Origin of the sequence: Paenibacillus sp. 1A_MP2 (assembly GCF_052244825.1) — a bacterium.
Lineage (GTDB): Bacteria > Bacillota > Bacilli > Paenibacillales > Paenibacillaceae > Paenibacillus > Paenibacillus vandeheii.
In genome coordinates this window covers 1,078,340-1,096,384 of record NZ_JBQQCS010000001.1, presented here as the reverse complement: position 1 = coordinate 1,096,384, position 18,045 = coordinate 1,078,340, and the positions used below count along the sequence as shown (strand labels likewise).

Annotated in this window: 10 protein-coding genes; all 10 read right to left on the bottom strand. The window is 43.5% G+C overall.

The window, feature by feature from the left end:
• Window positions 1-59: 59 nt before the first annotated feature.
• The 10 genes from ACTWJ7_RS05490 to ACTWJ7_RS05445 all read right to left on the bottom strand — a co-directional run bounded on the left by ACTWJ7_RS05490 (window position 60) and on the right by ACTWJ7_RS05445 (window position 17,860).
• On the bottom strand, window positions 60-332 hold the full coding sequence (locus ACTWJ7_RS05490; RefSeq protein ID WP_079350342.1) for an alpha/beta-type small acid-soluble spore protein: 273 nt from the start codon (window positions 330-332) through the stop codon (window positions 60-62).
• Window positions 333-479: 147 nt separating this feature from the next.
• Window positions 480-1,046: a hypothetical protein gene (locus tag ACTWJ7_RS05485; protein ID WP_301880100.1), complete on the bottom strand. Its 567-nt coding sequence runs from the start codon at window positions 1,044-1,046 to the stop codon at window positions 480-482.
• 140 nt (window positions 1,047-1,186) lie between these two features.
• The gene (locus ACTWJ7_RS05480; protein ID WP_301880102.1) at window positions 1,187-3,787 is read right to left on the bottom strand and encodes a hypothetical protein; all 2,601 of its coding nucleotides are present in this window, start codon (window positions 3,785-3,787) and stop codon (window positions 1,187-1,189) included.
• A 143-nt stretch (window positions 3,788-3,930) separates the two neighbouring features.
• On the bottom strand, window positions 3,931-7,110 hold the full coding sequence (locus tag ACTWJ7_RS05475) for an Ig-like domain-containing protein (protein WP_301880103.1): 3,180 nt from the start codon (window positions 7,108-7,110) through the stop codon (window positions 3,931-3,933).
• A gap of 586 nt (window positions 7,111-7,696) precedes the next feature.
• Window positions 7,697-8,038 (bottom strand): hypothetical protein, encoded by a 342-nt coding sequence (locus ACTWJ7_RS05470; RefSeq protein WP_076332560.1) that lies wholly within the window; start codon window positions 8,036-8,038, stop codon window positions 7,697-7,699.
• 205 nt (window positions 8,039-8,243) lie between these two features.
• Complete coding sequence (locus ACTWJ7_RS05465) at window positions 8,244-12,149, bottom strand: S-layer homology domain-containing protein (RefSeq protein WP_301880104.1); 3,906 nt, start codon at window positions 12,147-12,149, stop codon at window positions 8,244-8,246.
• A 166-nt stretch (window positions 12,150-12,315) separates the two neighbouring features.
• Window positions 12,316-13,443, bottom strand: a complete 1,128-nt coding sequence (locus ACTWJ7_RS05460) for a glycosyltransferase family 4 protein (protein WP_285075797.1) — start codon at window positions 13,441-13,443, stop codon at window positions 12,316-12,318.
• A 407-nt stretch (window positions 13,444-13,850) separates the two neighbouring features.
• Window positions 13,851-14,609, bottom strand: coding sequence for a WecB/TagA/CpsF family glycosyltransferase (locus ACTWJ7_RS05455; protein WP_079350337.1), 759 nt, complete (start codon window positions 14,607-14,609; stop codon window positions 13,851-13,853).
• 6 nt (window positions 14,610-14,615) lie between these two features.
• Window positions 14,616-15,863, bottom strand: coding sequence for a polysaccharide pyruvyl transferase CsaB (csaB, locus tag ACTWJ7_RS05450; RefSeq protein WP_301880105.1), 1,248 nt, complete (start codon window positions 15,861-15,863; stop codon window positions 14,616-14,618).
• Window positions 15,839-17,860 carry a DUF5693 family protein gene (locus tag ACTWJ7_RS05445; protein WP_301880106.1) on the bottom strand — a complete coding sequence of 674 codons (2,022 nt, stop codon included), beginning with the start codon at window positions 17,858-17,860 and terminating at the stop codon, window positions 15,839-15,841. Before ACTWJ7_RS05445 ends, csaB begins: the two co-directional genes overlap by 25 nt.
• Window positions 17,861-18,045: the final 185 nt, after the last annotated feature.

Here is an 18,045-nt window from a genome sequence, read left to right as displayed (position 1 = left end):
ACTGCCATCTTAACGTATTTGTCAAGACGTGTCAAACAAATGGGGATAAGGAAAACACCCTATAAGTGCTGCTCTGCCTGGCGAATCAGCCTTTTCGTAATCTCTCCACCGACCGACCCATTTTCACGGGAAGTCAGATGGCCCCAGCCTTTATACTGGCCATAGGAGTGATCACTCACCTCACCCAATTCAGAACCAAATTCGGTATCTGCACCAGCAAGACCTCTACCTCCATATCCCACATTCAGACCAAACTCAGCAGCAATTTCATACTTCATCTGATCCAACATCTGACGACTTTCCGGCACCACTTTGCTGTTTCTTCTAGCCATGATCCCTGCACCTCCGGTTTTGGTTTTTTACAGTTATAGAGTGAGCAGGAACAAGGCTGGCTAGCCGTATTAATGTTTGTTAGAACTGGGTAATCTGAGCAAATGAAAAGTATAACTAATGAATAATTCCTTTAAAAGCTACAAATCCTATTTCAGAGTATATCCACCACGAACCATTACAGTTAAGCTGTATTTGTTTCCTTCCAATACCGTGATCCCTCGTCCATCCCTTGGAAAAGAGAGCAGGTGATTGGTCGGCGCTGCCTGTCCATTTGTCAGGTCAATCCCGTCCGTCAGATCCGCTACACCATTCGTACCTTCACTGACGATCACAGCTTTACCGCTACGTACAATGAACTCCGCGCCAGACTTGCCGATTAGCTGTTGACCTGGCTTCACGGTTACGATCTCAACGGCATCAGATGCGCCTGATACCAGTGGAGGAAGCGAAGTATCTCCACCTGTGCTACCGGAGTTCCCGGTTCCTGTAGAGCCGGAGTTATTACCGGATGAGTTACCAGAACCTGTGCTAGCACCGCCACCCAATGCCTTTTGAATCTGTTGGTCTACATAACTCTTCGTTACAACCGGATCGTCTGCTGTTCCTGGCTGGCTTGTACCTGCACCGATGGCTGTATTGCTGTATACCGACCCGACCCACACGCCAACACCAATCGCGAGCGCTGCAAGGGATACTTTCATATAAGGTTTCATGTGAATCATTTTCCTCCTCTGGTAATCTATTAACTTTAACTATAGAGAAAAAGTAGGGATGCGACAAGCAAAACCTCGTTTCCGTTTGGGTGGAAACGAGGTTTTGTGGACAAATCTAACGATTATTCGAATCTATGCATCTATCTTATATCAACAGGCTCTTCCTTCGGAAGTTTGGTCAGGTCATATCCGTAGCTTTGCTCTGCAAGACGAATACGTTGTCCCTGGAACTGATCATCTACGCTTAAGCGATACGAACCACCACGCAACTTCTCGAAGAAGCTGTCTTCTACGCTCCAGCTCAGTGTCTGGTTGGTTCCCACTTTCAGATCGGTTCCCAAAGTCAGCTCTTTCTCATATGATTTACCTGCTTGGTCCGTCAGAGTGAGGATTAACTTATGCTCGTTCTCACCCATCTCAATCTCTTCATTACGGGATAAGCTGTAATTCATCTCGATCTGTACAGACGAACTTCCTGCCAGATATGCTCTCACACTGTTGGCAGTCCAGGAGTAAGGGTAGAGATTAATATTGGTCAGCGTGCCTTGAACACTAATGGAAGTTGGCGGTACTTCGAATGCCAGAGCATTCACATAAGCAGTCGCTTCCCCTTCACCGGTTACAAACTTGCTGTCTGCAATACCTTCACCCACAATTAGACGCAGGTCAGAGAAGGTAACGGATTTCGGAATTTTAACCCAGAACGTAACAATCGACTTTTGACCCGGTCCAGGCAAACGCTCTGCTTGTTTCGCTGTTGCCCTGTAATATTGGCCATCCGATGTTTTGAAGTATCCTACTAGTTTACCGAGACCACTTTGACGCAGTGATTTGTTCGTCATTTCGAATTCGGTATATACGATGTCCGATGACGTTCCCGGATAACGAATCGTTCTCCGCACACCCATTTCGGTCTCTTTATCAGCAGTACCCAAAGTATATGTCTTACCACTTCCAACATAAGATACCGGTGGAATTAATCCGGACGTATTTAACGTAATCCATTCATTCGTTTCTTCCTCACTAACTTTCTCGTTCAGACTAAGTTCCAGACGAGATATACGTAATTCAGAAGGAATCTTGGTCAACAGGTACGCCTCGGTTGTCATGCCGGCTCCAAGTAACTTGCCACTTTGTGTGTAGATTAACTTCTTGTCTCCTTCAATCTCAGCAGAATCAATCATAAACATTGCTTCAAGTTCAGGAAGTTGAACTGTTTTGTTACCTGCATTACGAATAGTCACTTTTGCAGCAATAATATCACTATCAAGCCACGGCAACCGCTGTAACGATCCAAAAGACACACCAAATGTACCTTTGTTATTCTTAATGACCATTTCGGTTGTCAATCCATCTCCACTGGATACCGATTTAGGAATCGCATAGACACCTACAGGATAGGAGAAAACAAATCCATTCGTTGGAGAAGACGTTGTGGTGGATTCTGTGCTTTCATTTTTGTCTACCGGACTCATTACATACAGCTTGATTTTGCTTGTATTACCATCACCCTGAAGGGTTGCACTCAGCTTAATTGTCTTGATATCGCCTGGGTTCAATTTCAATGTATCCAAAGCTTTGGTTTCGATCGGATAAACTGTTCCGTCTGTATTACGTACCTCGAAGGTATACGTCGGCACCTTAATGGCTTTCTTGCCTTCATTCTTGAGCTTCATTTGAAGATTAAGACTATACTCACCATCATCGATTCGGACTTTGGCAGATTCAAGCAATGTGGACAGTCGTTGTCCTTCAACAGAAATGATGTTTGGCTGATTGGCAGCAACCTCTACATTCGTCTTGCTAGCCTCTGGCAATTGCAGAGCAGCAACAGGCAGAACACTCTTCTCTTCACCCTGTTCTTCTACAAGCAACAACTCAGACTTTTGCAGCTTCACTGACGTAGGGAGAGATGCCATCAGGCTAAGTGCCTTATTGGCCTGTGCCTGAATGCTAACATTGGTACTGTCTTTATCCGGAGTTAAGGGATAGTTCGTACCACTTGGCGTACGTAAAATCCATTTGATATTCGGATTTTCAAGCAATTTATAACTGATATTGTTTAAATTCACGCCAATTTTCACATACTGATTCTTATCTTCACCTGGAAACACTTTAATCCCTGACACTTTCACCTTCACAGCAGAGTCGCTTAGACGAACTGTCTTTGGTTTGCCTACGGGTGTCGTAATGCTATAGGATGCGGGCACGTTAAACTTACCCAGCGTACGTTCATAGTTAGCTTGACTGAAATCCCATTTCACGATGAGGAAGTTCAGATCACTGAGTTTCACTTCGCGACCCACTTTCATGACATAGGTTAGGTCAACCGTTGATCCAGGCGCGACTGTTTTCTTTTCCTGATCTTTTGCAATCAGTTTGGGCGAGAACGATGTTCCACCCTTGGTTTTCACTTTGCTCCAGTAATCGAGCATCATCATTGGGGTGCTGTCATTGTTCTTGTACGACAATGTATACGTAACCACATTACCATCGTCCTGAGCCAAGATATTGACATCTGTTAATCTTACGGAACTTCGTGCTGTCACTTTAACAGCTGACAGGTTACCCAAGGTATGTACAACCTTCTGCGTTGTTGTTGTCGTTTTCTTCGATGTACTGCTATTTGAACTGGTGGCAGCCGTTTTATTAGTTGTGCTCGCTGCCATGGCGATGCCAGCTGTTGAACTGATTAACAACGCACTTGCGAGCAAGCTCACAAACATTTTCTTTTGATTCACTTCCAAACCTCCCATAAGTTGCTTGTTGCTATTATAGTATAAACGTTTGGGAAGGGGAGAAAGTTACGAAGTTATAAAAAAGGGTTAAATCTGATATAGTATCAGATTTAACCCTTTTAACTAATAAATATATGACCTGTTAATTAAGGAGTAGTAATGTCCAATTTAGTGGAAGCATTACCAGCAGCATCAATTACATAAAGATCATAATCAGTACCTGTTACTAGACCAGTAATTGCTCCGAAGCTACCGTCAGCAGCAGCTGTTGCTGTACCTACAGCAGTTGCAGTTGCAGCAGCACCATCAGCAACGATTTTAACAGTTGCGTTAGCTTCAACTGCACCAGCAGAACCAGATACCTCTGTAGCTGCAACAGTCAATTTAGTAAAATCAGCTGCAGTAGGAGCTGTAACATCTAACGCTTTAAGTTCCACTTGATTAGCCTCAGAAGATGCAACAACTACATCAGAAGCATCTTTCAGGTATCTTGGGTTAGGGATAGAAACTTCAGCCACACCTTTTTGATCAGCTGTGAAACTGATAGTTACGATACCATCATTAATGGATTGTACTGTGTAGTCAGTAACTGGAACCAGCACTTTATCATCAGCATTTTTGATAACAAAGTCAATTGCAACGTCTGCAAGTGTTTGACCAGTTTTAAGGTTCTCATTGAAAGTAACTTGGAGGTTACCATTAGCTAACCCCTTAACAGAATCAATTGTAGCTGCAATGCTATCTGTTACTGTTTTAGTATCAGCATTGATCACTTCACCAGCTGAAGTAGAAGTCGTTGCTCCAGATCTAACAGTTACAGTAACGCTTGAATTGTCAGAACCGAATTTACCGTTTTCTTTCAGCTTAGTGGAATCAGCCAGCGTAAGAACAACTTTATTAGAATTGCTAGAAGACAAGGCTGCACCAATTACGCTAAGTTCAGCGTTACCAGCTTTCACAGTGAAATCAGAAGCTGTCACTGTGCTAGAAAGCAAAGCTTTATCGAATGCAACTTCAATTTTGTTTGTAGCTGTAGCAGCAGCAGCATTGTAAGTAACATTACCTGCATCAGCAACAGCCAACTCACCAGAAGTAAGATCCTTCAAGTAGTTACCAGCAACATCTTTAACCAAGCGAACTGTTACTTTTGTAACTTTGGAAACTTGAATGTTTTGCGGGAAACCAAGAATTGCAGACTTACCATCAGAAGAAACGTTGATATTCACGGAAGAAGGAACCACTTGCCATCCATCTTCAGTGGTGAAGTAAGAATATTTAGCACGATCAGTAACCGCACCATCACCAGAAACTGCCATAGCCTCGTTAAAGGTTACAGTGATTGTATTGTTTGTTGCATTTCTAACTACAGTGTTAGAAGCCAACTCTGGAGCAGTCGAATCTTTAGCTGTCAACTCTTTAGAGTAAGGAAGAATTACATTTTTCAATGTAGTGTTGTCGTTAACACCAGTAATGTTCAAAGTGTAAGCTTTTCCTGCTGTCAGTGCAGTAGCAAGAGTAACTGTTACAGTTTTAGCATCAGCGGAAACCGATGTTGTTTTCAATTTGCTTACTTCTTTACCATCAGCATCTTTGATCACAAAGTCGCTAGATGCTACAGAAGCTGCTTCCAATGCTTTAGAGAACTTCACAGTAATTGTTTTAGCATCAGATTTCAGCTCAGCATTAACAACTTCTGGACGAGTTTGATCCAATACAGGGTTTACTGCAACTTTAGTATCAGCAGCGATTGCATTACCGGAGTAATCTTTCACGTTAGTCACATAAACATCAGTTGCGTATTGCAACTTGTTAGCCCATGTGAACTTGAAAGTATCATCGGAAATTTGTTGTACTGATCCAGTAGCGTAGTTCTTAGTAGAACCTTGCAACCAATAGATGTTGGAAGCCAACACTGTATCTGGGTCAACTGGTTCGCTGAATTTCAACGTAACTGCTTCGAAAGTAGCACTTTCTACAGCAACTGTTGGAGCAGTTGTATCAGCAACTACATCAAAGCTCAACTCTTTAGCCAAAGATTTGAAACCAGCATAATCCTCAACGTTTGTAGCTGTCACTTTGTGTGCACCATCAGATAGAGCAGTGTACAATTTAACGATTACAGTGTTACCTGTAACTTTAGTTGTTCCAACCAAAGTGTTTCCGTCAACTTGGAAGTTACCTGGGTTTGCGGATTTGATTGGCTCACTGAACACCAAACGGATTGTTTTGTTACCCAGAGCTTGAGCGCTCTCAACAACAGGCAATGTGGAATCAACTGGAGTGAATTCTTGGTCCTTAACGCTCAAAACTTTATCTCCAGCTTTAACATTGTTGAAGCTCACTTTGTAAGCTACTTGGTTAGTGAAACCAGTTTCGCTACCAGTTGCAACTGTCAAAGTCACTGATTTTTCATCAGCAGAAAGAACTGCAGATTTTACAGATTTAGCAGTACTGCTATCACGCTCGGTAATAGTATAGTTGTCAGCATCTTCTGCGGTGTTTTTGTCAACTTTACCGTCGAAGTTCAGAACTACTTGAGCCAGGTTAGTAGCACTTGCACTTTCCAGCTTAGTAGCTGTAGTTACTACATAAGTAACTTTCTCAGTGAACTCTTTATCTTTGTAAGTGAATTTCACTTCAGTTTCTTTGTTAGCTTCGAGAGCTTTATCCAAAGTTACTTTTACAGTTTCGCCGTCGCTGATTTTGAACTCAACTACTTTACCAGCTTCAGTTACTGTGTAAGATTCCACTTTCAAGCTTTGAGCTTGATCGATAGAGTAAGCTGCACCTACCAACAATTCGCGGGAAGCGTTGCCGCTGAAGTTAGCGTTAGCGTCGATCAGACCTGCGTTGATCGCTGCTTGAACATAACCTTTAGCCCATGCTGCTGCATTGTTGTTAGTTTCAGTTGGGATTTCAAGATCAAGTGCACGAGTCAAGATTGTAGCCATTTCAGCTACTGTCACTTTACCATTGAAGTCGAAGATTTTTTTCTCTACGTTTTTACCTTCCATGATACCCGCAGCAGTTACTGCTTCGATGTAAGGTACAGCCCAGTTCTTAGCTGTGTAGTTTTTGTCGTTGTAAGAAAGAGTTCCAGTGATCTCTTTCAGACCCAACAATTTAGTGATAACTTTTGCGAACTCAGCGCGAGTCATCTCTTTGTCCAGACCAGCTGTGCCATCTGGGTAACCATTGAAGATACCTTTTGCTTTCAATGCATCAAACTGTTGTTGTGGTGTTACTGCTGTGTCACCGAATGCTACAGATGCAAACATTGAGAATGCCATTGCTGTAGACAGTGCTACGGATAAAATTTTCTTCATAACCTTTTTGTCTCCTCCTTGGGCGTTCATAACATTGGAATTTTCTTTAATAGGGTCGCTCGTATTCCTCATTCTATTGTCGCACCCCCTTTCCAGAGTTATGAGCAAGTTAATATAAATGATGTCTGTGAGCATATCACAGAAACTTGTAAACAAGAATAAATGATAGAGTCATACGTAAATAGAGTAGTTTCCTAATCCTACCTTACGTATTATACAATGGGTCTCTCGTGCCGTAAAGAAATTTTTTCTAATAAATAGACAAGATTCTTCACGAGGTCATTCTTGGTAAGTTGCCCAATGTTTTCGACTCTACATCTTAAACGCAGTAGATTTCAAAAAGTTGCGGATTCCCCAAAAAAAGTTTTGAATTTATTTATGTATTGATACAGTGCGGGTCTATAACGGGTTCAAAACCTTTAATGCGGATGTACTTATGACGTTTTCTTCGAAATCACCCTGTGTAAGGAATGATGTGAACGTTTATTTATACCCGTTATTTTCCACGATGAAGCGACAAATTCTACAAAATTGAAAATAAAAAAGAGAGCCCTCAAGGCCCTCTTCTTGGATCAGTGACTATAACTTAGCGGATCTTCATCGCCAGCTCAATAATTTGAGCACGCATATTTGGATCACTGTTCAATCTCAGATACATATCGTCAATTGGCTGTCTGTTCTCCCGGTATGTCTTCTCATGCTTCATCGTGGTGTGAGACCATTCAATCAATTCATTCTCGGCCAGAACCAGACTGTTATACGCATCATGGAAGCCGGTAGACTGTACAAGTCCTTCCATTACTTCCTGAGAGATCTCTTCGGTCTTACGTGTATCTTCCAACTTTTTCTCCAGAATGACTGCCTGCTTCTCGAACTGTGTCTTTGCCTTCATGTAACCCAATTGGGCTCTCGAATAAATCGGTTTCATTAGCTAACTTCACCCTCTAGATCATTGTGTATTTACCGTTATTGTATCTTAATCTCTAGCAAATTACAAAAATAGTTATTGGTAAAAAACAGATTTCTTCTATTATAAATGAATTCTATACAAGATGTTCCTTGGTCATAAAAAGAACCCGCCCCTTTTAGCAAAAGGGACAGGTCCTTCCTAAAATCATTTCAACTATGCTAGATTAACTCAATGTTTTAGGGAATAACTTCGTGCTCTTCTTAAGCAATTCTACAGCAATCTTGGCTGCTTCTGCACGTGTCAAATTCCCTTTAGGATTAAACTGGTACAACGTTTTGGTAGATCCTGTGACCTGCACAGGGCTACCTTCCATAATTTTTGCTTTGGTTACTGCCTGTACTGATGGACGAGCATAGTACTCAATGGAGGTGGAATCCTGGAACGACTTCGCTAAAGCTGAAGATAATTTGCTATCGTTGGCCGCAAGCTTGCTGCTCATTGCCCGTGCAATCATCACCGCAGCCTGTTCACGCGTAATCGAGTCCTCTACTCCAAAATACCCGTCGCTCAAACCTGTTACAATACCTGCTCTCGCGGCCGTTTCAATGGAGGCATAGTCCCACGTATCACTCTTGGTTGTAGGAGACACGTCAGTAAAGGTCTGTGTATTGGTATAGTTCAATGGGATATCCAGACCTTTAACCAGCAAGGTAGCGAATTCTCCGCGTGTCGTCTGATCATCTGAACCAAACGCGTTGAAACGCAGGTTATTCATGATCCCTTTGGAATACAATGCATTCAGCAGATTTCTTGCCCACGGATGATTCGTGATATCCTGATAGCTTTTACTTTGCTTCATAACTTTGTAATAGCCAAACTCATCAAAGGAAACTGTAATCGTATGTTTCTTGGTGTCTACTACTCCGCCAATCGGTACCCATTCACCAATGTTGGTTTTGTCTGTGTAACGGAATACCGTAATCGTTGAACCCACTTCATCAACAATAGTCGGATCATACGCAAGCGTTAACGTTCCCCGGTTAGAAGGAACCAGGACACGTTCTGTTGGATATTGCGTAAAGCTCCCTTCCAGCGAGTACGGTGTCACACCATCTGTTCCAGGCTTGTACCCACTCGATCCTTTATCTCCAAGCTCACCAATTCCGCCGTTGATCCAATACGTCTCCGAGATCGGCACAAAGTTACTTGTGGTCAGATTCGAGTTGAACAACTCTGTCAAAATGGTTGGCACCGTGATTGGTGTCAGTCCTCCCGTACTGCGAGGATCAGCCTGTCCGATATTAAAGCCATAGTCATTTTTCCGTTCAAGCACGCCATCCTTCGGATCGGCAATACCAAACAGAATTTTGTTGTCAGGATAAAATTTGACTACACCACTGCTCGACTTGGCAGCTGATTGAAGTATGGTGCCTTTAGGGAAGGCTAATTCAACCTTCTTGTTAAATACCGAATATTTGTTGGCAATTTTAGGTGTCATATACTGTGCATCTGTTCCGACTGTGCCCGTATAGAACACATTAATCGTGTCGTTGATAGTAGCGCCATCCCTAATAATCTGAATTTTGATAGCATTGCTCTTATCCTGTTTCAACCCCACGTAATTCAGAACGAAGCGATCATTCATATCTGGACGTTTGATGGCAGGCTCTTTATCGATCAGAACTTGCGTAGCTCCTTCCGCTTCGATATCAAAGTGTACATAGTTTTTATTTACAACAATCTGCTCACCTACAGTTGCTACAGGTGAAAGAATGCGATAGGAGGATGGCTCCCTTACGATCTCAAGTCGTTGTGTTGTTCTTGCACCTGTACTGTTAATTAACTCTAACGTGTATACATGGCTGCCAGGTGTATCAAATACATAGTTACGAATCCGAACCATGAATTCATCCTGATTCCCTGCAAAATCAGAAATGTGACTATCTAAAGTTTGCTTATTGGTATCCGCTGTATCTGTGACTGGCATTGGATTATACGTATAGATCAACTTAGAACCGAAGTACAAGTTAGCGATCTGTGCACCGCCACCTTTGAATACCAGATCATATCTCTCTTCACTCGTTACGTATTTGCCGTCCCTAATGATAAAGTCCGTTGTAACTTTAAAAATATTGGACATTTCCTCAGGTGTATACTGACTAACATCTGCCTTGGTAAAATCCTGACGAGTATCCGTCGGAACAGGAACCGGCATGAATTTATCAATATTGGAAACATTACTATCCGAGATATAAATCCTTAATTTTTTCTCGATTACTTTCGTCTTTCCAGCGCCGTCCTTATCCGTACCTGTAATGGTAATTGTATTTTCACCGTACACAAGATTACCATTCGTACCGCCAATCTGAAGTGCGAAAGAAAACTTTCCATCTGTTGTTCCAGGAAAACCTGTAACAGTTGTGTTCACACCATTGACCAATAACTGGCCAACAAATTGAGGAGATTGCAATGTACTAAATCCTACAAACTCACCATCTACCTTCAATGTTTGCGTTACTTTAGAATTGAATGAATAGGTCTGTCCATCATACAAGTTAGCTACATAAATATAACTTTTAGATGAATATGATACAGTCACATCATACGATGGGTCTGGCGTTGAATAATAAAAACGAATCTTTTGCGTACCATTGGCCAAATTTTTCACCAAATAGACAGCTTGCTTGGATGTCAGCGTAGGGGGAGTTGTAAACACAGGCGCCTCAATGGTTAATTTCGTTGCACCCGTAGGCAAATATTCTCCGATTGGCACTTCTGCTCCAATATCCTGACTGGATTCCACCATAATATAAAAGCTTTCTTTGTCAATCTGTGCATTATTCAAAGCAACTTTATTCGTCACTGCACCACCATTGTAATCCGGAAGGTAGTACATGTTCGTAATCGCTTTTACCCCTGGAGCATAAATGAACTTCCCTTGATAACCGGAACTGAAGTTGCCAAACCCAACAACAGCGTTGACCGTTTGATTCTTGAGAATTACTGCTGGTGTTGCTCCATCTGTTTGTAACGGATATGCATTGGTTGTTGTGAACGTTACTATACGATATTCCGGTGTAGATCCGTCTGGACCTGGAATAATAATTTCTGTTGGATCAATAAAGGTCATGGTCGTTCCGTTCACTGTGAACGAGCCCACGTCCTTGAATGTGCTGTTGCTTGCCGCGTATGGCAACACCACTTGTACTTCAAGTTGTGCTTGTGCAGCTGTTGTAGAGAACGTTGGTATATTATCCAGAACGGACTTACTGTCTGTCGTACTTAACATCACGTTGAGGGTAGAGAACGGCTGATCCTTGTCATAATAATAGACGGCACGCTCGGTAATCACTGAATCTGAGCCATTCGCAATCTTAAATTTCAAATTGTTCAATCCGGCCTTCAGCTTCAATTGTGGTGTGAAAAATGTCCCGTTCTGAAGCAAAGAGGAATCAAGCTCTTCTTCTCCATTCAGAGAAACGGTGACCTTATTCGCATTTTGCACTTTACCTTGAACAGATACGAACTGTGTATTTACAACGGTCTGCGATCCTTCATTTAGACCATACGATGTGTTAGAACCCGTGCTTGGATCAGTGAAAATTTTAAAATCTTGAATAAAAGGAACCTGATCATAGAGTACATAGAACGTATCTGAACGCTCTACTGAACCTTGACTACCGTAGAACGTGATCCGATTGAACCCGGGGAACAGAGTAAGATTGTTGGCGGAAAATTTATTATTACCCGCGGTGCTTGCAGTAACTGTGCTTGTATTGGAACGTGTGGCATCTGGCTCCCATTTTGTCTTATTGCCTTCTACAACGGAGTTTAGTTGCTCCACTTTAACCCGCATCGTATCTTTTGATACAAATGCATAAGCACCTGTTATTGTAATTGTCCCTGAAGTCGTTTGATAAGCCAAAGACCGGGACAGAAATCTCGTATTAGCTGAATCATCCAAATTAAGATCAGATGTGTTACTAATCAGAGTATTGTCTGGTGTAAAATAGGTAGTCTGTGCGTTGGCAGCCGAAGCAACGGAACCACCGAATAGACCTTGTGGGAACAATGAGAATACCATAGCGACCAACATGATCCATGCCAACGGCCGTTTCTTTTGTTGCATTACGTATCATCTCTCCTCTTTTTAAGTCAGTTACCGTTATATATCGGTCGAAAGGTTCCAATTATTTAGTAAAAACAGCAAAATAAACAAAAAAACCCTTGTCCACGAGGGACAAGAGTTGGGTCTGAAAGAATATTCAATAAGATCAGTAAACGAGCGTTTCTATTTAGGATTTCGAGCGGGTTTCCGGGTTCATCTTAACACGCATTCGCATCAGGAAGTTAATAACAGGCCTTCTGGTTTTGCTTACAAGTCCGATGACTTCTGCTCCGACCTGGAGGAAGAACATCATGATACAGATCACGACGAATGTTACCCAGTTGGCTTCGAACATCGCAGCGGAAGATTGGATAATTGCCAGTACACCGAAGAATGCGGCAATACCGTAGATGATCAGCACCGTTTGACGATGACTGAATCCAAGCTCACGCAGGCAGTGATGCAAGTGGCCTTTATCCGGTGAGAAAATCGGTTTCCGTTGTACCGCACGACGAATGATCGCGAAGAAGGTATCCGAGAGCGGCACACCAATAATGATCAGCGGTGTAATAAAGGATACGACAGCAATTTGTTTGAAACCAAGCATGGATAGCATTGCCAGAGAGAAACCAAGGAATAGCGATCCCGTATCCCCCATGAAGATCTTGGCTGGGTGGAAGTTGAAGAACAAGAATCCAACAATACTACCGAGAAGCACAAGGCACATCAAGGCAATCATCATATTACCCATCAGGAAGGACATCACAGCAATGGTACCAATGGCAATACCGGATACACCGGCGGCCAGACCATCCAGACCATCAATCAGGTTAATCGCATTTGTTACACCAACAATCCAGAGGATCGTCAGCGGAATAGACACCCAAGCTTCCAATGAAGAGTATGCATCCTGAAAAGGAATGTTGACGAAGTCTACGCGAATATTGAATCCGAATACGACTACAGCAGCAGCTATAATTTGTCCAAGCAGCTTCACTTTGGCTGACAGTTCAAAACGATCATCCAACGCACCAATCAGTACGATGATCGAGCCACCAATCAGAAAAGCACTGACAAAGCTCATATCTCTTGTAGTAAACCATGATGACACAAAAGGAAGCAACGCAGCAACCGTAATAATAAAGGCCAGGAAAATTCCTAAACCACCAAGACGCGGCATAATCCGAGTGTGCACTTTACGCGCATTCGGCGTATCCATTGCTCCAATTCTGACTGCGAACTTTTTGACAAGTGGTGTCAGGGCAAGAGCCAGTCCCATTGACACGATAAATCCAATGATAAAGATCGCTACCATTTGAACATTCGACCCCCAATTATAATACCTGTAAGAAATTATAAATCCCCTGATCTCTTTTTATATATAAAAATGTTTTGTTAGTCATTTTTGAAAACTTGTTACACGATAACGAAGAGGGCAAGGAAAACCTGTAGAAGCGAAGCGTTCGCCTGAAAGCTTTCTGAAAGAAAGCTACTTCGAAAGCATACGCTATCACCTGATTTCACCCTCATAAAAGGGTAATAAAAGAAATCTGGGGATAACAGCGATCGAAAGGTTGCCTTGCTATCGTAGTTGCTCAGTGTAACGTTTTAATTCAAGCAGTACGACACATGTAATCCGGAATGAATTATACGCTGATCACAGCCGAAATGCCAACCTCAATTTTTAGCAAAAACGTGCATTTTACGCGTAATAGCCTAATTTTAACGGACTTTAGTCACGTTTTCTTTGTCCCGCATCACTTTGATGGCGAATTTCGGAAGTGCAAGCATTCGGCCAGCCCGGCTAGGTTCGCGAAGCAGACGGTAAAACCATTCCAGTCTTAACTTTTGGAACACTTTAGGTGCACGTTTGGTTCTCCCCGATATCACATCAAAGCTGCCTCCAACCCCCATGGTAACGGGAATTTGAAGCACGTCTTTGTACTTGTGAATCCACGGTTCCTGCGTATCTGCCCCACGTGCAACAAACAGAAGATCAGGTGCAGCTTCACGGATGGAAGCGACAACCTGCTCGTCCTCAGCCGGACCAAAATAACCGTCACGATAACCTACAATTCGAATCGCCGGATATTGCTCTTGTAACCGAACTGCCGTTTCTTGAATCACGTCGGGTGTGGAACCGAGCAGATACACGCCCCACCGATAGTTTTCTCCAACACGCAGCAATTCATGTAAAAGCTCAAATCCAGGCACCCGTTCTGCCACAGGCTCCCCACAATAATTGGCAGCCCATACAACGCCTGTTCCATCGGGAACAATCATTTCAGCAGACTGCATAACCTTCATCATTGCCGGATTCTCCAGCGCGGCCATGACCATGATCGGATTAGCTGTGATGACTTGGTGCGGCTGCTTCGTGAGCACTGCTTGGCGTAGAACCTCCACCGTTTCTTTCATCGTTAATTTGGAAAAAGGAATACCATAGATCGAAACGGTAGGTATTGGTCCGGTCTGATTCATCTTATTTCACCCTTTGCGGCCTAAATATTTAATAATTTGCTGTGCAGGCACTCTGGCCTCCTGCTTCAATTCGGTAATGCTTTCTTCATGTTCCTTCAACCACTGTGAACGCTGATCCAACAGGTGAGCCACCGTTTTCGCCAGTTTATCCGCATCCAGCGCTTCTGTACTGCCCACGGATTCACTATCCAAACGCAGCATGAACTGATCGATCTTCGGATCATACGAGATACCAACGGGTGGGACATACTGTGAAGCTGCATAGATCAGACTGTGCAGACGCATGCCGATAACGACATCACAATTACTGACTTCCTGCAGCATTAGCTGTGGATCAGTGAGATCCTTGGTAATGCTAACTTCGCTGCCCTTGTTACCCAAATCACCGAGCATTTCCATGACAAAACGTGAAGCCTGTTCATCATTAGGCAAGTGAAATGGCATAAAGCGCAAGTGAACGGCCTTTTTGGAGCATAGCTTCTTCAAACCAGCAGCAATGGCTGTGAGCTCTTTACGATCCGATTCCCAGAAACGCACGGAAATGCCGATCACCGGGAGTTTAGTATGAACGCTTGCTCCCTTAGCATTAACCACGATCTTCTCGGTAGAAGTTGTTTGCTCAGTAGATTTTTCAGATGATTCTTCAAAAGGAGTTTCAGCTGAGTTTGAAAGTTCGATATTCGGTTTCACAGAACTTGCATCTTCCGTTTTAGCCTCAGGCAGTGGCAGACCCATCACCGGGTCAGGGACCACATGAATCTGATTCCACTGCAATCCGAGCCCACGCAAATATTCAGCGGATTGTTCATCACGCACAGATACATAATTGCAGGCCTTGAAGACCGAACGAATCATTGGATTAAAAATTTTGCGATTTACAGGTCCAATACCCTGCGCATAGATAAATGTTGGCTTTTTCAACCATTGGGCCAGTTTGATGACACCCAAGTAGTAAGGGATGGATTTCAGTCCGGTTGCATCCTGCAGCAGACTTCCTCCTCCGCTAATTAAACCATCACTTTCCTTGATCGCTTCGCGAACCTCCTTCAACTTCATCCGATGTACTGAACGTACACCGTACATTGAAGTGGTCGACTCCGGGTCACCGGAGAGCACAATCGGCTCAATCGTGACGTTCGATCTGTGGCTCTCCTCTTCCAGCGCGGTCAAGATTGACTTAAGTACCGCTTCGTCTCCGCTGTTGTTGAATCCGTAATATCCCGAGATGACTAACTTTTGAGAAGTGGTGACCATTTTTTCCAACATCCTTCCGCTACTTGCCACACACCCACAGCAACGATACCGAAGATTAAGCCAAGTCCCAATCCCATCACTCCACGAATGAGTGACAATACAGCTGGCGTATGGATATGCGCGAACGTATCCACCATGGACAATTGTCCAATTGCTGCAATAATGAGCACAAAGATGACTTTACGATATTTTAAAGCGGCGAACACGCCAACGATAAACAGCGGGTGTCCCAGCATAAATTCTTTGAATCTTGGCCGCACGCCGAATGTATCTTCCAGTGTTGTACGCAGGAACATCTCGAATGGTGTAACCGAACCCGAGTTGCCTGTACGGCTCAAATAATAGTATCCAACCACAGCAGCAACCAATGCCAATACAACCATTAATACGTTAATCGGTGTACGCAGAATCTCCTTAATTTGTTTAATGGAGAACGTACCCGAACCACGGTAAAACAAAATATAAATCGCAACAAGCCCCATCGGTGCAAAGTGTAACAGGCTCACGCCTCGGAACTGGTTGATCACCAGACTGTACGTAATGCTGTTCAGCAATGCGATGACAAAAGGCACCGCCAGGAACGAAAGAATCGACGTTCTTACATATAAGAATATCGTTTGTGCCAATCGACGACCCGCTGAAGCGTCAGGCTGACGCTGTTGCTGATAGTTCACTGTACGAACCGCGAGCACCATCGCAATGGTTGGCGCGCTAATTGCGACCAGCAAGGCAATTCCTTGCTCCAGCAACGTCGGTTTGAGCAAGAATAAACCGGCACTACCCACCAGAGCCAGAGCAAATACCAGCAATGTAAGCAGTGGTACAAAATAGGAAACCATAATCGTAATCATTGCGATTGCACCAATCAGGGCAACCAGCTTGGCATAACGCTGAATGGAAGAATCTTTAACCGTGAACGCTTCAGCTTGTCCCAGTTCGTAGCCATGTTTCCCCATACGTTCAATCGCATGACCAGGTTCACCCAAACTATTGATTAGATTATCAATTGGATTGGTGATCATGGCTTTGGCTGTATTCCGACTTGGCGAAGCATTCATATAGAGCATACGAATGTTGCGGTCTTTGGTAGCCAAAACAAAACGGTCAGCAATAGTGTCTACATCCAGATTGGCGTCCCCGTCACTTAAGGAGTACAGACGAGTTACATTGTAGTCAATTTTATAGGAGAGAGTCTCAAAACCGGATTGTGGTTTCTTCAAATTCTCAATAGCCGCCAGACCAATATGGTGCTTATTCAGCAACTGAGCGAACATATCGAGACTCTTCATCTCTGCATTATCATTGTACCCTTTCACAGCATCGCCATCAAACAAGATGCGCTTTACCCCATTCTCTTCGAAGAAGGTAAGCAGGCGTTCCATGGATTCCTGATTGTAAGGAACGCTGTCTGAAATCCGCGGCAAAATGTAAAATCCTTTATCACGCAGCATCTTCACGGCAACTGGATCTGGCTGCAAAGGCTGCATGTTCGCATTCTCCGGTGGAGTCTGCAATATTAAGCCGCTACGACCTTCATATTCCCATGGAACCACAGGAATCTCCCGATCGGCGAACGTTTGTTCAATGATAGGAGTATACGTTTGTGCATTTTCCTCGTTGGTGAACAGCACATACGTGTAATTATCGTTAGAAGGAATGACATTTTTAGTCATATTCGCAATATCCTGCCCGTTATACACCATCAGACGGCGGGACTTCTTCAACTCATCCAGTGTACTTTCGAACACCGCCATGGTTGTCACTCCGGCATCTTTCAAACGAGTCAGCTGCTCATTCATGAAGTCTTGCGGATGGGCCTGATAAGCCGAAATATCCAATAGACCCCGATAATTGAAGACAAGCTCCACCTTTTTGGCGGAAGATTCCGTCTGCACCCGATCACTGATGACAGGGATGGAAGCAATCAAACCGATAATGACAACAATCCACAGCCACTTCCGGGAAGCGGTATTCCAATAAAGCCATTTTTGACGCACTACATGTACCTCCTCAAGTGTTGGAACCAAATACACGTTCAGCTCATGATTTTCATTGCAATATAGTGAATAAATACCGGATAAACACAGCTTGTGTTAACCAACGTGCATCTATCCGCAATTCATCCAAAATAGACATAGACATTCACCCTTTTTACCTAAAAGAAAAGCCCCTCCGCCAACCA